At 43.6% G+C, this 17,967-nt stretch carries 15 protein-coding genes and 1 pseudogene; 4 read left to right on the forward strand and 12 right to left on the reverse strand.

Annotated elements, in window-relative coordinates; genetic code table 11:
* Positions 1-509: 509 nt before the first annotated feature.
* The 5 genes from ABZD21_RS13350 to ABZD21_RS13370 form a co-directional block, all read right to left on the reverse strand.
* Positions 510-722 (reverse strand): hypothetical protein, encoded by a 213-nt coding sequence (locus ABZD21_RS13350; RefSeq protein WP_372775530.1) that lies wholly within the window; start codon positions 720-722, stop codon positions 510-512.
* A gap of 108 nt (positions 723-830) precedes the next feature.
* Positions 831-2,237: an aspartate ammonia-lyase gene (locus ABZD21_RS13355; protein ID WP_372775531.1), complete on the reverse strand. Its 1,407-nt coding sequence runs from the start codon at positions 2,235-2,237 to the stop codon at positions 831-833.
* A 92-nt stretch (positions 2,238-2,329) separates the two neighbouring features.
* Positions 2,330-3,718 carry a [FeFe] hydrogenase H-cluster radical SAM maturase HydG gene (gene hydG, locus ABZD21_RS13360; RefSeq protein ID WP_372775532.1) on the reverse strand — a complete coding sequence of 463 codons (1,389 nt, stop codon included), beginning with the start codon at positions 3,716-3,718 and terminating at the stop codon, positions 2,330-2,332.
* Positions 3,719-3,729: 11 nt separating this feature from the next.
* Complete coding sequence (locus tag ABZD21_RS13365) at positions 3,730-3,984, reverse strand: TM1266 family iron-only hydrogenase system putative regulator (protein ID WP_372775533.1); 255 nt, start codon at positions 3,982-3,984, stop codon at positions 3,730-3,732.
* 250 nt (positions 3,985-4,234) lie between these two features.
* Positions 4,235-4,645, reverse strand: coding sequence for a DUF1801 domain-containing protein (locus ABZD21_RS13370; RefSeq protein WP_372775534.1), 411 nt, complete (start codon positions 4,643-4,645; stop codon positions 4,235-4,237).
* Between the two features lie 103 nt (positions 4,646-4,748).
* Between ABZD21_RS13370 and hydE the strand changes: the two genes are divergently transcribed.
* Positions 4,749-5,834 carry a [FeFe] hydrogenase H-cluster radical SAM maturase HydE gene (hydE, locus tag ABZD21_RS13375; RefSeq protein ID WP_372775535.1) on the forward strand — a complete coding sequence of 362 codons (1,086 nt, stop codon included), beginning with the start codon at positions 4,749-4,751 and terminating at the stop codon, positions 5,832-5,834.
* Positions 5,835-5,860: 26 nt separating this feature from the next.
* Here hydE and ABZD21_RS13380 read toward each other — a convergent pair whose 3' ends face one another.
* The 6 genes from ABZD21_RS13380 to ABZD21_RS13405 form a co-directional block, all read right to left on the reverse strand.
* On the reverse strand, positions 5,861-9,394 hold the full coding sequence (locus tag ABZD21_RS13380) for a CotH kinase family protein (protein ID WP_372775536.1): 3,534 nt from the start codon (positions 9,392-9,394) through the stop codon (positions 5,861-5,863).
* Between the two features lie 153 nt (positions 9,395-9,547).
* On the reverse strand, positions 9,548-10,063 hold the full coding sequence (locus ABZD21_RS13385) for a hypothetical protein (protein WP_372775537.1): 516 nt from the start codon (positions 10,061-10,063) through the stop codon (positions 9,548-9,550).
* A 172-nt stretch (positions 10,064-10,235) separates the two neighbouring features.
* Complete coding sequence (locus ABZD21_RS13390; RefSeq protein WP_372775538.1) at positions 10,236-10,718, reverse strand: methylated-DNA--[protein]-cysteine S-methyltransferase; 483 nt, start codon at positions 10,716-10,718, stop codon at positions 10,236-10,238.
* A gap of 129 nt (positions 10,719-10,847) precedes the next feature.
* Complete coding sequence (locus ABZD21_RS13395; protein ID WP_372775539.1) at positions 10,848-12,638, reverse strand: NADH-dependent [FeFe] hydrogenase, group A6; 1,791 nt, start codon at positions 12,636-12,638, stop codon at positions 10,848-10,850.
* Between the two features lie 94 nt (positions 12,639-12,732).
* Entirely contained in the window at positions 12,733-13,920 is a 1,188-nt protein-coding gene (locus tag ABZD21_RS13400; RefSeq protein WP_372775540.1) for an NADH-ubiquinone oxidoreductase-F iron-sulfur binding region domain-containing protein, read from the reverse strand.
* Positions 13,921-13,924: 4 nt separating this feature from the next.
* On the reverse strand, positions 13,925-14,368 hold the full coding sequence (locus ABZD21_RS13405; RefSeq protein ID WP_372775541.1) for an NAD(P)H-dependent oxidoreductase subunit E: 444 nt from the start codon (positions 14,366-14,368) through the stop codon (positions 13,925-13,927).
* Between the two features lie 360 nt (positions 14,369-14,728).
* Between ABZD21_RS13405 and ABZD21_RS13410 the strand changes: the two genes are divergently transcribed.
* The 3 genes from ABZD21_RS13410 to ABZD21_RS13420 all read left to right on the forward strand — a co-directional run bounded on the left by ABZD21_RS13410 (position 14,729) and on the right by ABZD21_RS13420 (position 17,637).
* Positions 14,729-15,196 (forward strand): CYTH domain-containing protein, encoded by a 468-nt coding sequence (locus ABZD21_RS13410; RefSeq protein ID WP_372775542.1) that lies wholly within the window; start codon positions 14,729-14,731, stop codon positions 15,194-15,196.
* A gap of 75 nt (positions 15,197-15,271) precedes the next feature.
* Positions 15,272-17,248, forward strand: a complete 1,977-nt coding sequence (locus tag ABZD21_RS13415; RefSeq protein WP_372775543.1) for a DUF3078 domain-containing protein — start codon at positions 15,272-15,274, stop codon at positions 17,246-17,248.
* Between the two features lie 11 nt (positions 17,249-17,259).
* Complete coding sequence (locus tag ABZD21_RS13420; protein ID WP_372775544.1) at positions 17,260-17,637, forward strand: SRPBCC domain-containing protein; 378 nt, start codon at positions 17,260-17,262, stop codon at positions 17,635-17,637.
* Between the two features lie 134 nt (positions 17,638-17,771).
* Here the strand turns inward: ABZD21_RS13420 and ABZD21_RS13425 are convergent.
* Positions 17,772-17,967: pseudogene (locus ABZD21_RS13425) on the reverse strand (hypothetical protein); the annotation flags it as partial.

A 17,967-nucleotide genomic window follows, 5' to 3' on the forward strand; every position in this document is an offset into this window, starting at 1 on the left:
ACAATAGAATATGGTTAAGTAGGTTTTTGCATTGTTATTTCATTCGTTGGCGTTTGCCAGTTGGGTGGCTGAATTGGATTTTGATCATAAAACTTAAATAAATTATAGATTCTATGTCGGTATGATGACAATGTCGGCCGTTTATATATATATCATGAGCAGTTCCAATTGATATGTGCGCTATTTATTAAAGTTGTGGCAATGTATTGAAAACAACGTTTCGGATTTAGCATTAACAGGATAATGAGGGCTGATAATGATAGTTCTTTGTCTATGGGCTATTCTTCTACTTAATTCGATTGTCGATTAATTCTTGAAGCCAATCGATCAATGTTACGGTAAGTGGTTGGCGGTAGAAACTTTATTTCGTTTCACACAAATTTAGTAGCTTGTTTTAGCAAACAATTTGTTTACTAGAGCTTTGTTGGGCGTTCACAACAGGACAATAAAAAAGAGGCTGTCCAATTTTACTTTTTGGACAACCTCTTTGTATTTCGAATGTGAATCGACTATTCTTTTTCAGTCTTTTCAGTTTTTTTGTCGCAACAGGCTTTGTCTGCTTTTTCCGCTTTTTTGTCACAAGCTTTTTTCTCGCTGCAGCATTTCTTTTCTTTATCGCAAGTTTTTTCTGTTTTTGGCTTTTCGTCAGTCGTATTTACAGGAACTGCGAAAGTTACTCCACATGTAAAAACTATCGCCATCATCAAGACCAATTTTTTCATTTCTTTCAATTTAAGGATTTATAACTGGCAGCAATTTATCGAGAATAGTTCTAAATAAAAAATACTATTAACAAAGTTTTAAAAATTTATCGAAAATCATTAATAGTTCTAAAATCCTAGTTTATTGACTGCTTCGGGACTGATTAGTTGTTCGAAGGTACTCTCGTCTATCAGTTTTTGCCGAAGTACAACCTCCCTGATTGAGCAGTTTTCTTGTTTGGCTAGCCCGGCAATTTTTGAACATTGTTCGTAGCCCAGTTTGGGGATCAGTGCGGTGATGACAGCTGTTGAGTTTAGCACCTGAGAGCGGCATTTGTCGCGGTTGGCAGCCAGGCCGGCAACGCACCTGGTACGAAACGAAGTCGCTGCTTTTTCCAGTAATTGCAAACTGCCAAGCAGTGCGTCGGCAATAACCGGCATAAACTGGTTAAGCTCCAGATTCCCGTTCATACAGGCCTGCGTGATAAGCTGATCGTTTGCGATCACCTGCATTGCTGCCTGCGCAATGCTTTCCGGAATTACCGGGTTCACTTTGCCCGGCATAATAGACGAACCGGCCTGCACGGGCGGTAGCGTAATTTCTCCCAAGCCCCCGTCGGGGCCACTCGAAAGTAGCCGCAAGTCATTAGCGACCTTGAACAGATTGGCGGCGCAAGCTTTCAATATGCCCGATACTTCAACAAACACATCGGTGTTTTGTGTGCATTCCATCAGGTTTTCTGCACGGGCTAGTGAGCTGTTTGTTAACTCGCGTAAACGGTCGGTTGCCCGAAAGATGAATTGACGCGGAGCACCCAGTCCACTGCCAATCGCTGTTCCACCGAGATTGACAACCCGCAGTCGTTCCTCACATTTGTATATCCGCCAGCGATCGCGGTTAAAAGCTTCAGCATAGGCAGCCATTTCGCGGCCTAGCGTAGTCAGAACGGCATCCTGCAGCTGGGTTCGTCCTATTTTTACCACATCGGCAAATTCCTTTTCTTTTTGTTGAAAGGCTTCCTGCAGTTGCAATACGGCTTGTTCAACAGTTCGCAGCCGAAGAATTGCTGCCAGTTTCGTGGCGGTGGGGTAGCTGTCGTTGGTTGATTGGTGCAGGTTTATATCGTCTAGAGGAGACACGGATTGGTAGTCGCCTAATTCTTTCCCTAAAATTTGCAGAGCCCGGTTGGCAATTACTTCGTTTACGTTCATGTTGGTTGAGGTGCCAGCCCCGCCCTGTATAGCGTCAACTACAATCCACCGGTTCAGTTCGCCGGCGGCCAGTTCGCGACAAGCTTTTTCAATAGCATCCGCTTTTTCGGCCTCGGTGAAATAGCCCAACTCCCGATTAATCTGGAAACAGGCCAGTTTTACCCAGCCGTAAGCGCTTTTCAAATCCGGATTCACAGGGCGTCCGGCTAGTTCAAAGTTCTGCAAAGCCCTTGCTGTATGAATTCCATACAGCGCTTTTGCCGGAATTTCGAGACTGCCTAAAAAGTCGGTTTCCGTTCGGGTTGGTGTAGTTCCGGAATTCATGTTTTAAGGTTTGGGATTGTATTTGGAGTTCGTGTTGAAACGAGAGTGAGAGCTTTAGGCTCATCACTCAAGTCTCAGTCCTTTAGTCGTTTTTAACAAAATACGTCCGTTTGGCCCTTGTTTACCCGGTCTACGAGTTTGCGGGCACGTTCAGCCGGAAGTCCCTCCAGTTCAGCAATAGTTCGTTCAACCAAATCAACGCCAACTTTATAGGTTTCGGGCGATGCGTAATTGTTAAGGTATTCCATAAAACTACTTAGTGCGTTTGGTCCGCAATGTGCTTTTATTGCTCCGGGTTTGGCCAGATCCATAAAATCCTGACCTGTTCGCCCCAGGCGATAGCAGCCGGTACAGAACGAGGGAATATAGCCCATCAGAGCCACATCGCGAATGACCTCGTCCATCGGACGGTGATCGCCGAGGCTAAATTGGCCGGATATTTCGTCATCTTCTTCGTAGCCACCCGGATTGGTGCGGCTTCCTGCCGATATTTGCGATACGCCCAAGGCAAAGGTATCGCGGCGCATTTGTTGGGTTTCTCGCGTCGACATAATTATACCGGTGTAGGGAACGGCGCAGCGCAGAATGGCAACAATACGTCGGAACTCCAAATCGTTGACTGGGAATGGCGGTTGCGATGCCAGGTCGGATCCGGTGGCGGGTTCCAAACGCGGAACGCTAATTGTGTGTGGCCCAACACCAAATGCACGTTCCAGCTCACGAATGTGTTGCATTAGTGCCAGCAACTCGAAACGGTAATCGTACAGACCAAACAGTACACCGATACCAATATCATCGATACCAGCCTCCATAGCCCGGTGTGGTGCTGTTACCCGCCAGTCGTAGTCCATTTTTTTTCCGCCAATGTGTACTTTTTTATACGTTTCGCGGTGGTAGGTTTCCTGAAAAATCTGGTAGGTTCCTATTTTTTCAGCCTTCAGTAGCTTGAACTCGTCTACTGTGAGCGGAGCAACATTCACATTCACACGACGAATTTCAGCTCCTTCGTAACTAGCTTCGTAAACCGAGCGAACAGAATCGAGCACATATTGAAACCCTTGTTTGGGGTAGCTTTCACCGGCCACCAGCAGCACCCGTTTATGACCTTGTTTGATCAGCGCTTGAGTTTCGTGTTTAATCTCCTCCTGATTCAATGCACGACGAACAATGGCTTTGTTTTTTGCGCGGAAAGCGCAATAGGTACATTCGTTGGCACACAGGTTGGTAATGTAAAGCGGTGCAAACACAACAAGGCGCTTGCCATAAATGGTGTCTTTTATAAAGTTGGCGGTATCGAACAGTTCCTTCATCTGCAACGGATCGCTCATGCCGGTCAGCACGGCCACATCTTCCAGCGAAAGGCCTTTCATTTCGCGCGCTTTCACCAGCACTTCCTGAACCTTTGCAGTATCGGGTTTGCTGTGTTTCGAAAGAATTTCGCTGATCGATTGGTCGTTTATGAAATCGGTGTTTATGGTCATTTCTGTAGTGGTTATTTTTTTGATAATGCGGATTTTACCTGAACGCCGGGGATTAAACCCAGCCGGCCTGTTAGCTGCCCCAGCTCGTCGGTTGTACTGTCGACAACCAAGGTGATAACGGAATTTTCACCTTTAATATGCGGAATTCCGGTACGGGCTAAAATAATTGAGGCATGTTTAGAAAGAATTTCGTTGACTGGAGAAGCAGCTTGTTCGCGGTCTTCAAGGATAATTCCCACAAAACCCAATCTTTTTTCGGTGTTCATGACGTTTGGTTTTTGCGGGGAGATGCGGACAATAATTAGTTACTAAATCAATCGGCAAGAAACGAACCGGCTTTCATTCAGCAATAATTTAACAACAAGTCCCTTGAAGTCAGTCTGCCGACCTTCCCGCAGGTTATTGGACAAAATTACAAATCTTCTTCCATTTTCCGGGAGGTGAAGCGGACAAATTGGGAGGGAAATGGAAAATTAATCCTTGAAAATCAGCCACAACGGTATTGGCTTTGGCGATTTATTTCATCTTATTGAGCGATTTTTGGATCATCTCTGCCAAAACATGCCAGTCAATATCAGCGAGTTTATTAAAATAGAGGCATCCTTTGCCGGTTTTGTGTTTGCCAAGGCGTTTCAGCTCGTCGGCTAACTCTTCTGGCGCATTGCACGACATCAGATAAATCGAAAAATTCTGTTTACGAGGAGAGAACCCAATTTGAAACCAGTCGCCCTCGCGACCACTGGCGTATTGGTAATGGTAATCTCCGAACCCGATAATGCTATCGCCCCACATTTTAGGTGGAAATCCGCTGAGCTTTTTCATCAGTTCCAGAATTTTAAAACTGTCGTCGCGTTTTTGCGGTGGATCAACGGTCTGCAGGAAGTCCTCGACAGATTGGTTGGTCGCTTTGGTTTTTAGTTCAGCCATATCACTTGTTTTTTTAGTGAAACAACTTTAAAGGGTTTAGGTTGAAGGCGATTCACCGGATGAGCGTTCGGAAATCAGCCGGAGAAATTCTTATCTTCGCAGCGTGAAAAAGTTTGACGATATTTTGGCACAGCTCGAGTTTAGCCGGGAGGATTTAATTCGAATGCTTGAAGCGGAAGGAGCCGAGCGTACCGCTCTGTTCTCGGCTGCGGCAGCCCGAAAAGAGGCGGTAGTAGGAAAGAAGGTTTATTTTCGGGGGTTGGTGGAATTCTCGAATGAGTGTTCGAAAGATTGCCTGTATTGCGGAATCCGACATAGCAACGCGAAGGTCGTTCGTTACGAGGCAGCCGACAATGATATTTTGGCGGCCTGCCGTTTTGCCTGGGAAAATAAATTCGGCTCGGTGGTGCTGCAATCGGGCGAATTGGCTACTTCGTTCTTTATCGACCGGGTGGATTCTCTCGTCAAAAAAATCAAGGAACTATCGAACGGTGAACTTGGAATCACCCTTTCGTGTGGCGAACAAAGTCGCGAAACCTACCAGCGATGGTTTGCAAGCGGAGCGCATCGCTATTTGCTTCGAATTGAAAGTTCGAATCCGGAATTGTACGCTAAAATTCACCCCAACAACGATCATCATTCTTTCGAAAAACGTCTGGAATGCCTGCGTTTGTTGAAGGAATGTGGCTATCAGGTTGGAACCGGAGTGATGATTGGACTGCCATTTCAAACGATGGGTGATTTAGCCGACGATTTGCTGTTTTTGAAACGGATTGATGTGGATATGGTGGGCATGGGCCCATATATTGAACACGAAGATACACCGTTGTACAAACATCGTGATTTACTGAAAACTAAGCAGGAACGCTTCGACTTGGGTCTGCGAATGGTTGCCACCCTGCGTTTGTTGATGCCCGATATTAATATTGCTGCTGCAACTGCGTTGCAGGCAATTGACCCTGCCGGTCGTGAAAAAGCGGTAAAGATTGGCGCGAATATCATTATGCCAAACCTTACACCGAGCGCTTTTCGAAAGGAGTATCAGCTTTACGAAGACAAACCCTGCCTGGATGAGGATGCCGATCAATGCCGCAATTGTCTTGAAGCCCGCATTGAACTGGCGGGTAGCGAAATTGGCTACGGCGAATGGGGCGACTCGAAGCATTTTGAAAACCGCCGGCACGATTGAAATACGATTGCTGTTTTTTAGTCTTTTTAGTGTTGAATGACTATTTTCAAATAACTTCTTTCTGATGGCGTACTCATTCGGACCAGGTAAATACCAGACGGCTTTTGTGTTGTGGTCCATTCAAATTGTTGCGTTCCTTCATCTAAAATACCTGAGAACAGAACCGTTTCTAATTGCCCTTGAAGGTTAAAGATTGTAATGGTAACGTTTTGTTTTAGCGAGTTATACACTTCAATGGTTGTGCTCCAATCGCTTGGATTCGGATAGTTTCGTACAATATAACTGTTATTCTCGATTGGTGTTGAACCAGAGGTTGTTACATTTTCATTACCCGGACTACCAAGGATTGTCGACGAAATGGACCAGTTTTGTGCCAGCGAATTATCAGCATTCAAGTCTTTCAGTATTAAACTGTAGCCCAAACCATCCGCTTCAGTTGGCCAGGGAGACTCTGAAGAATAGCATACCTGATCAATTAGCTCACTTTTCGAATTATACAGGCGAATACACTCGCCGTTGCTGCTAAATCCAAAGCCAAGTGATCCTTGATAATTTTCGACGTCGGGGTATATTAGGTTGAAATTGGCCGTATTACGGCACACCACCAGATATTCATGTGGGCCCAGAATTGTGTTGGTTTGAAATTTATACTGGTTAAGATCGTCGGAATCTTTCAGAATCCAATTGGAAAGGTTCACATAGTTCGGACTGTTATTATATAATTCCACCCAGTCATCACTGTCAAATTCGTTTGAAGGATGATACATGATTTCGGTGATTTGCATATTTTTCGACGATTCATCTTCCTCGAAAACAGCTGTCAGGGAGTAGGCTTTATCCATAGGAACAGAAATCTGCGCTTCGGTGGATTGAAAATCACCTTCCCAGCGGGCAAATTTGTATCCAATTGGAGCAATGGCAGTCAGCTCAATTGGAACCTCTTCAAAATAGATTCCGGTCCATGGAAATTGATCTAACAAAATTGTATTAAGTTGGATGTTTGCCCCTTCGCATCCCGATGTTGCCAATTGTACATTGAGGCTGTCGGCCAGGCTGAATTGTTCTAAAATGAATTTTCGCAGAATTGATGGTCGCTTTTCGGCAAATGTTTTTAGTCGGGAAATATTGAATTGCCATTTTTCAGGGAAACTTCCCCATTTTTCCGTATGATATTCAATTTCGTCTTCAATTGTTTGAACGGACGCGACGATTCTGTTTTTCATAGAATCGGGTAAAAGAGTGGTGTTCAGATGGTCGGCAAAGGTGTTAATAAATCGCTCTTTAAACCCTTGGTTGGTCATTAAAGATCTCAAAATTAGCGTCGACCAAGCTGGGTTTGGCCAGTCATCATTATCCGGATCTAAGGCCAGGGCGATGGAATTGGTATGTAATTCTTCATCGAAAAACCAAATACCGAATGTCGCGTCAACGTCGTAAAGAATCCATCGCCACTTTCCTGTTTCACTTTGTTCTCTCCAGTACTTGATGTTATTTCCGGGCCAGTCGGTATTGTGGGCATATTGTTCAATAATGTTGTATCGAATAAAATTGTCGATGTCCATTTGGGTTTTAATGTAGTCGTAGTTTGCAGTGGTCGCCAGACTATTATTTTGAATGAACTCCAGCATGTTGAGGTAATTCTCATTCGACCCGGCTACAACCAGTGAATCATACTCCAGAATATCGATGTTGTCCTCGTCAATTCCGTTGTTATCAGCAATAAAATGTTCATTCACTTTTTCACGGATGTTATAGATTCCCCAATAGTCGCCGTTTAAATAGATAACACAAGGCTGCGCAGCCTGTGCATCCAAATCCAAGTCGATCCCAATTTGGGTTAGTATCAAATCGCGGACGATGGTTCCCCAGCTTTGAACTTCACCAAAACTATCGGTTCCACCACTTCGGAATACGATACTTTCGAAGCTGTCAATGGGCTTTTGATCAAATATTTTACAATCGATATCGCCATCGCCGTATTTTGAACGAGCGTAGAAAGCCATCGATTTTTGGTCGTATCCTCTTGAATAGTTGCCAAATATTTTGAGACCACCGTTCATCGAAAAACCTTCTTTGTTCGATGGGAAATACAATTCGGCATGAACCGCCTTTTCCCAATCCATCCAGAAGTTGGCTCCTCTGTATGGAAAATTCGATGCAGCATTTGGTCCGGTAGTATAGATGCCGGAGTAGTAGTCCCAAAGGTTGTCAGGGGTAGTTGAGATGAATACCACCGGAAGTGCTTTGTTGTAGGAAGGGAAATAACTTTGAGTGACAATTGTTCCGGGCAGGTAGCCATTCTTGATGATTCTGGCTTTTACGGTTGTGGGATTGTCGAGATGAATGGGAGCGAAGTAGAAAAGCGACAATGTGTCGGGATCCGAGCCGTCGGTTGTGTAATAAATCGTGTCTGCAGGGTTTGCAGTGCTTAAAACAAGTTCAACCGATTGGTCATAAATTCCACCGGCAACCGAGAACTGCGGTAAAACCGTTTCTTCGTTCAGAAATGCTGTGCTTGTGTTTGGTAACCAGGGTGTTGGTGTCTGGAAAAAATATAGCTGGCTATAGTCGTTTGGTTTGAAACCGGCAGTGTGGTCTATTCGCAACGCCGGCACAATAAGTTCATCGATTTTTTTCGCATTTGTGTCGAATAGGAATAAACTGTCACCCTCGGCGCTAAGTTTGAAGTTCGTGTGACTGGTTAAACTCTGCAGCCCTAATATTGGGAGCGTTTGCTGATCGGTATAAGTTGCACTTTGCGCCGACAAAAACGGAATAGCCGTTAAATCGCTCGATTCAGCCCAATTGTTGTGAACCTCAATGGCCAGCAAATTTGTACCAACCTTGAGCAGTTCGCTAAAGTTTTCAATGTTGAACGAATCAGGCGCTAGTCCCTGGTACATGCCTGCTTCATGATCAATGGTAGCCAGATCGTCAAAATTTACTGGTTGCCCGATTGTTCCCAGATTAGCCCGGGCAATTTCGACTCCATTAATGTAGGCCACAAATCCGTCATCGTAATCCATGTGTAGAAGCAGCTGTGTGATTTCTGATGGGGCGTCTATTGTAAACTCATTTCGAAGATAAATACTGATCGTTTTTTCTACAATTGTGCTATCGTCATTGTCGGCATATCCAAATCCGCTTTTACCATTTAGCCAGGTTGTGTCGTCATATGTCAGGCTATTCCAGTTAGCAATATTATCCTCCGGAACTATGTATTTCCATTCATCCCCCATCTCAATAATAGGATTCCAGTGCGAGGGGGCAACTTTCCGATCTTTGCCCGATGCAAAAATAACGATCGTTTCGCCCGCTTTCAGACTGTAGCTTGGGAATTGCCATTGGGAAGACGAGATTTCATCATCTGATATGAAATAATTTGACAGGTTAACCGATGACTCTCCTGAGTTGACCAATTCAATCCAGTCCGAAAAATCTCCATCCTCGTCCTGTAGCACGGTTGAGTTGCTCGATTGTACTTCGCTAATCCGCAACTGCTGCCCAATTGAAGGAAGAGTGAAATAGATAAAAAGTAAACAGAGGTAGATGTTTTTCATGGATGCAATTTGAAATGAGTCGAGCCCAATTTATAAATTAATTTTGTAATCGATGGCAAGGATGTTTATCCTGGTTGGATCCGGTTTGTTGGCAGTTTTGGCCACAACCCGCAATACACCAGGCTTGTTCCGTTTGTTAAAGCAGTATTCCATTCAGGCAACAAATCTGAATTTTTCAATTTGCTGTGCGCTGTAGTTATTTACGCTCCAAAGCAATTCATAACTGATTGAGGCCTCCGGCGGAATTCCTTTTACGTTATAGGAAGACTGTATTCGATTTCTGAAATAAGTTGTTGTGATATAGTCGGTTGTTTGAATCGTTTGCTTAACTCTAATTTTCCCGGAAGGCGAGTGTTGTTCTGGATCTTTTGAATGTGTATAGACCGTATAAGTTTCCTTATTCAAATACTCAACCCGATACCATCCGTTATTATTCGGTTCCGTTTTATCAGCCTGAATACGATCGTTTCCGCAGACAATAAAGAAATCGACATTGGGAGCATAATACTCACGGCTCTTCAATGAAAATTCACTTGTATAATTCAACAGATAATCGTTGCCGGCATTCGTTGATGTGCCTCCTTCTCCTTCTTCCTTGTCACAGGAGGCAAAAAATAGTAGCAAACAGAGAGCCATTCCAAACTCTTTGTAGCGCAGCATACTCCACATAGTTAAATCGATTTAAGACTTGACGTTTCCCTCTTTTTGTCGGTTGTAATTTTCGCTTTCAAAAATTCAACGGCGCTAATGGCTCGTGAAAATATGTAAATATTTTGAAATCCAAATTGTTAGAGGGGCGCACTGTCAATAAATTGTCAGAATAGTCATTCAACTTAAAAACTTACCACAAATTAGCCTCGTCAGGTTTATTGGTAATTTCGTGTTGAAGTAGCCACTTTTTCCGCCATAAACCACCAGCATATCCAATTAAATTATTTTTCGCGCCAACTACCCGGTGGCAAGGAATGATGATTGCTATTGGGTTTTTAGAGTTTGCACCACCAACTGCCCGAACCAGATTTTTATCGCCTAACATTTGGGCAACTTTTCCATAAGTGGCCAGTTGGCCGTAGGGAATGTTCAGCAATTCATTCCAAACTTTTTTTTGAAAGTCGGTACCTGAAGGTTGAATTGGCAGATCAAACTCGAAGCGGTATCCGGCAAAGTAATCATTTAGTTGCTCGGTGACTGAAGTCAGAAGTTTTGGGTCGAAATTTTCGGAAGTCAACTCCCTGTCGCTGAATTGTAACGAACTAATTTTACCGTCCTCTGCTTCAATGCAGAGTGGGCCGATGGGAGAGAAATAGGTAAATCGCTCTTTCAATTGACTAAGGTTTAGTTGATGCTAAATTAACAAATAAATAACATTGAAGGCTATTTAATTTAGCTAAAAAACGATTAAAACACCATCGAGTTGTTTTAATCGTTTTACTGGTTCAATCACAATTCAATTTTAATAGCGATTGCGAGGTGTATAGTGAGTATGTAGCAGTCGATGAGATAGTTCTCCCAATGGTTTGCCCAGAAAATCGCGGTATAGCAATAGAACTTCCGGATTCTCGTGCGACTTACGAATGGTCATCGCTTCATCTTCGGCGTAGATCGCTTCCATGCGTTTTTTCCGAATTTCAGGATTGGTTGGGATCGGTTGTCCACCACCGCCCAGACATCCGCCGGGGCAAGCCATAACTTCGATAAAGTGGTACGGACTATTCCCCGCTCTAACCTGTTCCATCAGTTTTTTTGCATTGACTAAGCCATGAGCGACAGCACATTTTAGCTCAACTCCGTTCAGAAATTCCCATTCCTGAATTGGATTTTCAATCCGTATGCTTGCTTCCCGAACGCCCTCAATACCTCTAACCGGAGTTATGTTTAGTTTTTCAAATGGCACTTCGCGCCCGGTTATCAATTCGTATACTGTTCGCAATGCCGCTTCCATTACTCCACCGGTAGCTCCAAATATTACGGCTGCTCCCGAAGATTCCCCCATCAGGCGATCAAATTTAGAGTCGGGCAATTTGCCAAAATCGATACCGGCTTGTTTAATCATGATCGCCAGCTCTCTGGTTGTGAGGACATAGTCGACATCGACAAAACCGCTGTCGCGCATTTCCGGACGGGAAGCTTCGAATTTTTTTGCCGTGCAGGGCATCACCGAAACCGAAATGATTTTATTGGCATCTAGCTTTCTCGATTTTGCATAATATGTTTTTACAAGAGCTCCAAACATTTGTTGAGGCGATTTGCAGCTTGAAAGGTTTTCCATGCATTCCGGATAGAGATGCTCGACATATTTGATCCACCCCGGAGAACAGGATGTTGCCATCGGAAGTTTGACTGAGTCATCCTTTTCTACCAGTTTCTTTTTTAGCCGATCAAGCAATTCAGTTCCCTCTTCAACGATTGTGAGGTCGGCCGAGAAGTCGGTGTCCAGAACGGAGTCGAATCCGAGCCGCTTTAAGGCTTCAACCATTTTTCCGGTTACCCGCGTTCCGGTGGGTAGTCCCAGTTCTTCTCCCAATCCAACCCGCACGGCGGGAGCTGTTTGCACAACAACGTGAAGTTTCGGGTTCGCCAAAACATCCCAAACTTCTTCGATGTAGTTACGCTCAACCAGTGCGCCGGTTGGGCAGTGAATGATGCATTGTCCGCAATTGGTGCATACCACGTCGGTCATTGATTTTTCGATGAATGTAGAGATCTTCATCTTATCCCCTTTGTGAGCGACAGTAAGAGCGTTTACTCCCTGCAGTTCGGCGCATGTTCGTACGCAGCGCTGGCAACGAATGCATTTGCTGTCGTCCTTCAATATTGATGGTGAAAAATCGTCGATTGTATATTTGTTGTTTTTCACTAGCGGAATAAAATCCTGAGTCATGATTTTGTAATCAGAGGCCAGTTTTTGAAGCTCGCAATTGCCGTTTTTATAGCACGAGGTGCATTCGGCCCGATGTTCGGAGAGGAGCAACTCAATAATATGTTTTCGGGAATTGCGAACATGCAGGCTGTTGGTTCGAATATCCATTCCTTCTTCGCATGGAGTAGCACAGGCGGCTGACAGTCGCTTTTGTCCAAGCAGTTCAACAACACAAACCCGACAATTTCCGGCTATACACAAGTCCTTGTGATAGCACAATGTTGGAATGATAATCCCTGCTTCCTGGGCAGCATCCAGAATCGTCAGTCCTTTTTCAACCTGGCGGGGTATTCCGTTTATGCTGATATTTATTTTTGAATTCATAAGTTGGATTTTAGTACGATGAAATAATTCGTGTTTTGTTTTCGACCCGATACAAAATCAAACGAGATTAAATTGAAAACGCAGTTCCGAAGAACTAGTAGATCATCTCTTCTCTGAAATTTTCGACAATAGACGAGAATGAGTTGGCTACTGATTGCCCCAGTCCGCACTTTGCAGTCAACTGCATGGTTTCGGTTAGCTTTAGCAATTTGTTGAGGTAGCTGGTCGGTTTTTCTCCTCGTTTCACGGCTCTTATTCCCTGGTGCAGTTGTTGACAACCAACCCTACAGGGAGTGCACTGTCCGCAGCTTTCCTCGCGGAAAAACTCCAGGTAGTTGTCGAGCACATTGTACATGGATCGCGAACTATTGAAAAGCATCATCGAGCCGCCTGTAGGGAGTGATATGCCCGATAGTTTTCCTTTGTAGCCAATGGCAGTTTCCTCGAATTTTTTCCGGGGAACCAAAAAGCCGGAGGCACCGCCAACCTGAACAGCTTTGGTATCGCCGTCGCCAAATTCATTCACAAAATCCTGTAAGCTCATCCCTAGTTCCAGTTCATAAATTCCGGGCTTCGGTGTGTCTCCGGATACGGAGAATAATTTCGATCCCCGGGAGTATTGGACTCCAAGGTCGTAAAATTTTTTCGCTCCATATTTCAGAATTGTAAACGCGTGTGCCAACGTTTCCACGTTGTTGATAACCGTTGGTGCGCCTTTGTATCCGACATTGGTGGGATAGGGCGGTTTATTTCGTGGTTCGCCCCGTTTTCCTTCCATCGACTCGAACAGAGCTGTTTCTTCGCCACAGATGTATGCACCGCTCCCCAGAAAAATACGGACTTGAAAGTCGAGGTTGATTTCGCGACAGAACTGCTCAAATTCGGTGATTGCTTTTTGCAGTTGCGGCACCAGGTATTTGTATTCACCACGCAAGTATATGTAGCCTTGTTTGGCACCAATCACATAGCCACAAACTGCCATTGCAACGAGTACTTTGTAGGGGACAAGAGTGAGAATTTCGCGGTCTTTGAAAGTTCCGGGTTCGCCTTCGTCAGCATTGCAAATCACATATTTTTCCAAGCTGGAATCTTCGGATGTGAGCTTCCATTTTAAACCGGTTGGGAATCCGGCACCGCCACGTCCTTTCAGCTCCGAACTCATTAGTTCGTTTATAATTTCATTGGGTTGAAGCTGAAAAGCGCGTCGGAGAATTTGTCCCCAGTCATGTTCATCTTTAAAGATGAAATCGGCCCTTTTTAAATGATAGGTGTCAAAAGCCATAGTTTTAATTTTGAGTGGGTTTCATATACTTGTTCAATATGTCGCGGACTTTTTCCGGAGTCAGTTCGGTGTATACGTCATCGTTGATGAGCATAGCCGGAGCTTTGTGGCACCATCCCAAACAGTTGGTTTGCAGCAGTGTGAATTTGCCGTCGGGGGTGCTTTCGCCGACACTAATTTTCAAACTGTCTTCAATCGCTTGTAAAATCTGGTTTTTACCTTTCATAGAACAGGTAATGGTTTTACAAACTCGAATGGTGAATATGCCCATTTTGCGATGCTCGAGGAAGGAATAAAAGGTCGCTGTTCCATAAACTTCGGCAGGTGGAAGGTCGAGCTCTCGTGCAATTTCAATTAAGGCAAATTCGGAAAGGTACTTCTCCTGGTTTACTACAGCTTGTAATATGGGGAGAAGGTTTTCGCGGTTCCGACCGTTCGTATCTGCCATTTTTTTTATTAGATCCTGTATCGGATTCATATTAGGTGATTTTGATTTTTTTTTGAACGAGTCTTCTATATGTAGTCAAAGCAGGAGGCCCATTGAGGCAGGATCAGAAAAGGAATAAAATGTTCTCACATAGGAACGAAACGAATCGTTATTGTATAAAGTTAAAGAACATAGGCTTGAATATTTCGTTCATTTTATCAGTATTTGTGATTTGTTTGCTGTTGTTTAGCATGTTGCGCGGCGAATTACAGTTTCATCGTGACGAATCGTTAAATATTTTACCGGCGTTTATTCTCCGGATTTAAAGCTAATATTCAGGTGAGTCTGCTATTTTTGTACTCAAATATTAAAAATCAGGAAATGGCTGTTGAGATTGAGCGGAAATTTTTGGTTCAGGATGGATTTTGTCCTCGGGGGGAGCAACAAATACGGATGGTTCAAGGGTATCTTTGTGCAGACCCGGAACGAACAGTTCGCGTACGAATTGCAGATGATAAGGCTTTTCTAACTGTTAAGGGTAGAATGACAGGGATAAGTCGTCCTGAATTTGAGTATGAAATTCCGGTTTCAGATGCCACCGAATTACTAAAATTAGCGGTGTTTCCGGTGATTGACAAGGTGAGACATATAATTCACCATAAGGCGAAAAAATGGGAAGTGGATGTTTTTGAGGGAGCAAATAATGGCTTGATTATTGCTGAGGTTGAACTTTTCGATGTTAAAGAACAGATCCAATTACCCGATTGGATCAGCACGGAAGTTAGTGGCGATATGCGCTACCACAATTCCTGTTTGGCAACGAATCCATTTCAGAATTGGAAATCGTGAGGCTTAGCTGGAGTTGTTGCGAAATGTTATTAAGTCGGATAAAATTAGTTTAAGCCAACTATACAATTACACATTATGAGAATTAGGTTTTTTCTGTTTGGAATTCTTATCGTATTGGGAATGCAAAATGTCGTCGCTTTTTCGGTGCCGGATAGGCAGAAGAGTGGTTCAGAACAGGATTCCGTTAAAGCGAGCATTCAATATCTAAATTATTTTCTCAGCCGCCAAGGGCATTGGTTTCCGCAAAGTTCAGAAATGGAAGGTCGGATGCGGGGATTAATTCAATACATTCAGGCCGAAAAAGTTGATACCTTATTGAAACAGTTGAATGCTTACAAGGAAAGCGAGCAGCGTTACTTTTTCAGAACTCCTGATAATGTAACCGATAGCTTGAAGGTTCCGGGTTATATGGATTTTCCTACAGTGCATGAGCAAATGAAAAAAATTGACCGATCTGTTCGCAACAGTATCGTTAAGGACCAAATTCCGGTGCCGGAACAATTATTGCAAAATATTGATGAGAAAGCTCGTATTATATCACCGGATGAATCTTATAAATTGTTAGGTACAAAATACGTTAGCATCCCTGATAGCCTGGAGAATTTTGGCGCGTTGCCGGATTCGTTGTTAACCAATCCGGACGATTTCAGACGTTTGCAACGAATGGACAGTACTAAACGAGCAATGCTGGACAGTGCCCGGATAAAATACAACGAGATCGTGTTGAAACAGTTCGTCGATTCGGTGAGTGAAGCTTATCGGACGGAATATATCAAGCAATACTCATTGAAAATGCAACGAGAATTTTCGGATTCTATTCGCTACCGGAATTATCGCGTGCTAACTGCATACAACGAACAGGTGATGGCAGCAGTGAATGATTCGGTTGAAAGTAGTTTGCGGATCTTAACAAATTATGTGAATGCTGAACAGCTTTCGTTTTGGTTTCATAATACGACCAAAGATTCGGTGGAGGTTTTTCTTAGTAATACTTACCCGGGGCAGTCGCGACTGTTTGTGAAAAACGAGCAAAACGATTCCTTGGGGATTCGGATACAAGCTGTCGACCGTGCTGCAATTCGCCTGCTGATTGATGATGGTGTTACATTGACCCGCTTTTCGCAAAGGCAAACGAAAGATGTTAGTTTTGAGCCGTTGTTACGCCCCTCGTCATTACAAAAAGTTGATAAACGATTTAATGTGATTACTCCATGGATATTGGGTGCTGATGCAACCTTCGGCTTCACTCAAACCTTTGTGAATAACTGGAAAAAGGGAGGGAAAAGTTCCCTGGCCACGTTGATGGTTCTTAAAGGTTACGCCAATTATACATCGAAGAAGACGAGTTGGGAAAACTCAGTCGAAATCAGAAATGGTTGGTTGAAACCGGCCGATGATAAGATTCAAAAAAACGATGACAAGTTTGAATTCATAACCCGATATGGAATTCAGGCCTACAAAAAATGGTACTACTCACTTGAAATGGATTTTGAAACGCAGTTTTTTAAAGGATTTGACTACCCGGATCGGGACACTCCGATTTCAGGTTTTTTATCTCCGGCCAAGACGCTGTTTAAGCTAGGTATGGATTACAAGCCCAGTAAAGATCTGTCTGTGTTAATTTCGCCACTAACCTTGAAGAACATCTACGTGAAAGATACCGTAAATGTCGATCAGACCAATTATGGTGTGTCTGAAAATAGACGTAGTTATTGGGAACCTGGTTTGAACGCCGATATTAAATACAAAACCAATCTTACTCCGGACGTGACAATTCAAACGAAGTATAAGATGTTCTTGAATTACCACGCTCCATTTAGCAAATTTGATGTGAATTGGGAAAATACGATCACGATGAAAATCAGTAATTACATTAACATGCAGGCCTTAATTCATTTGTTATACGATGATAATGTGACCTTTGCGACCAGTAGTGTCGACGCTGACGGAAAAACGATATACCGGGCTAAATGGCAGTTTAAAGAGTTTGTCACAATCGGGTTCACCTATAAATTAAATAAACCAATGTATAAGCGCGAACGGCTTAATTAATAATCAGAATTATGAAAGAGTATAGAAAATATTTTCCGATTACCGCGGAACCAAAAGATGTTTACAACGCGCTTACGAACAAGTTTATGATTGAAATTTGGACTGGTGAAACGGCCGAGATGGAAGAGGTAGCCGGGAGCGAATTTTCGATGTGGGATGGCAGTATTTGCGGGAAAAACATCGAGTTTGTGAAGGACCAAAAAATAGTACAGGAGTGGTATTTTGGGGAAGAAGAATCATCGGTGGTTACCATAAAACTACATCCGAACAAGGGAGGAACCAGTATGGAGGTTTTCCAAACAAATATTCCGGATGAGGCTTACGAAAACATTGCTGAGGGGTGGGAGGATGACTATTATGTTGCGCTGAATCAGCTGTTTGAAGAATAATTTTGTCCTGTTTGTAAAATGGAAAAAGCCGTCCTGAGTGGCAGGAACGGCTTTTGCTTGTTTAACGCAATTATTCGAGGTAAGGGATATTTTGAATATTTTTCGAACTAAATTTTAGAATTGACCGTGATTTTTTATTTCACTTCGATAATCGCGTACTTTGATATTTTCCAGAATTTTTCCGGATTGTCAATTTGCAGGTAGGCAATTTGCCCGTTCTCTTCAACCATCGAGTACGAGTCGCTGGGATGATCGGAGATTACTTTTGCTTTTTGTGCATGCAACGGAATTAGTTTGGTGTCGCGAATATCGAAGTTGGTAAAATATTCA

Source organism: Mangrovibacterium sp. (assembly GCF_041596335.1).
Classification (GTDB): Bacteria; Bacteroidota; Bacteroidia; order Bacteroidales; family Prolixibacteraceae; genus Mangrovibacterium.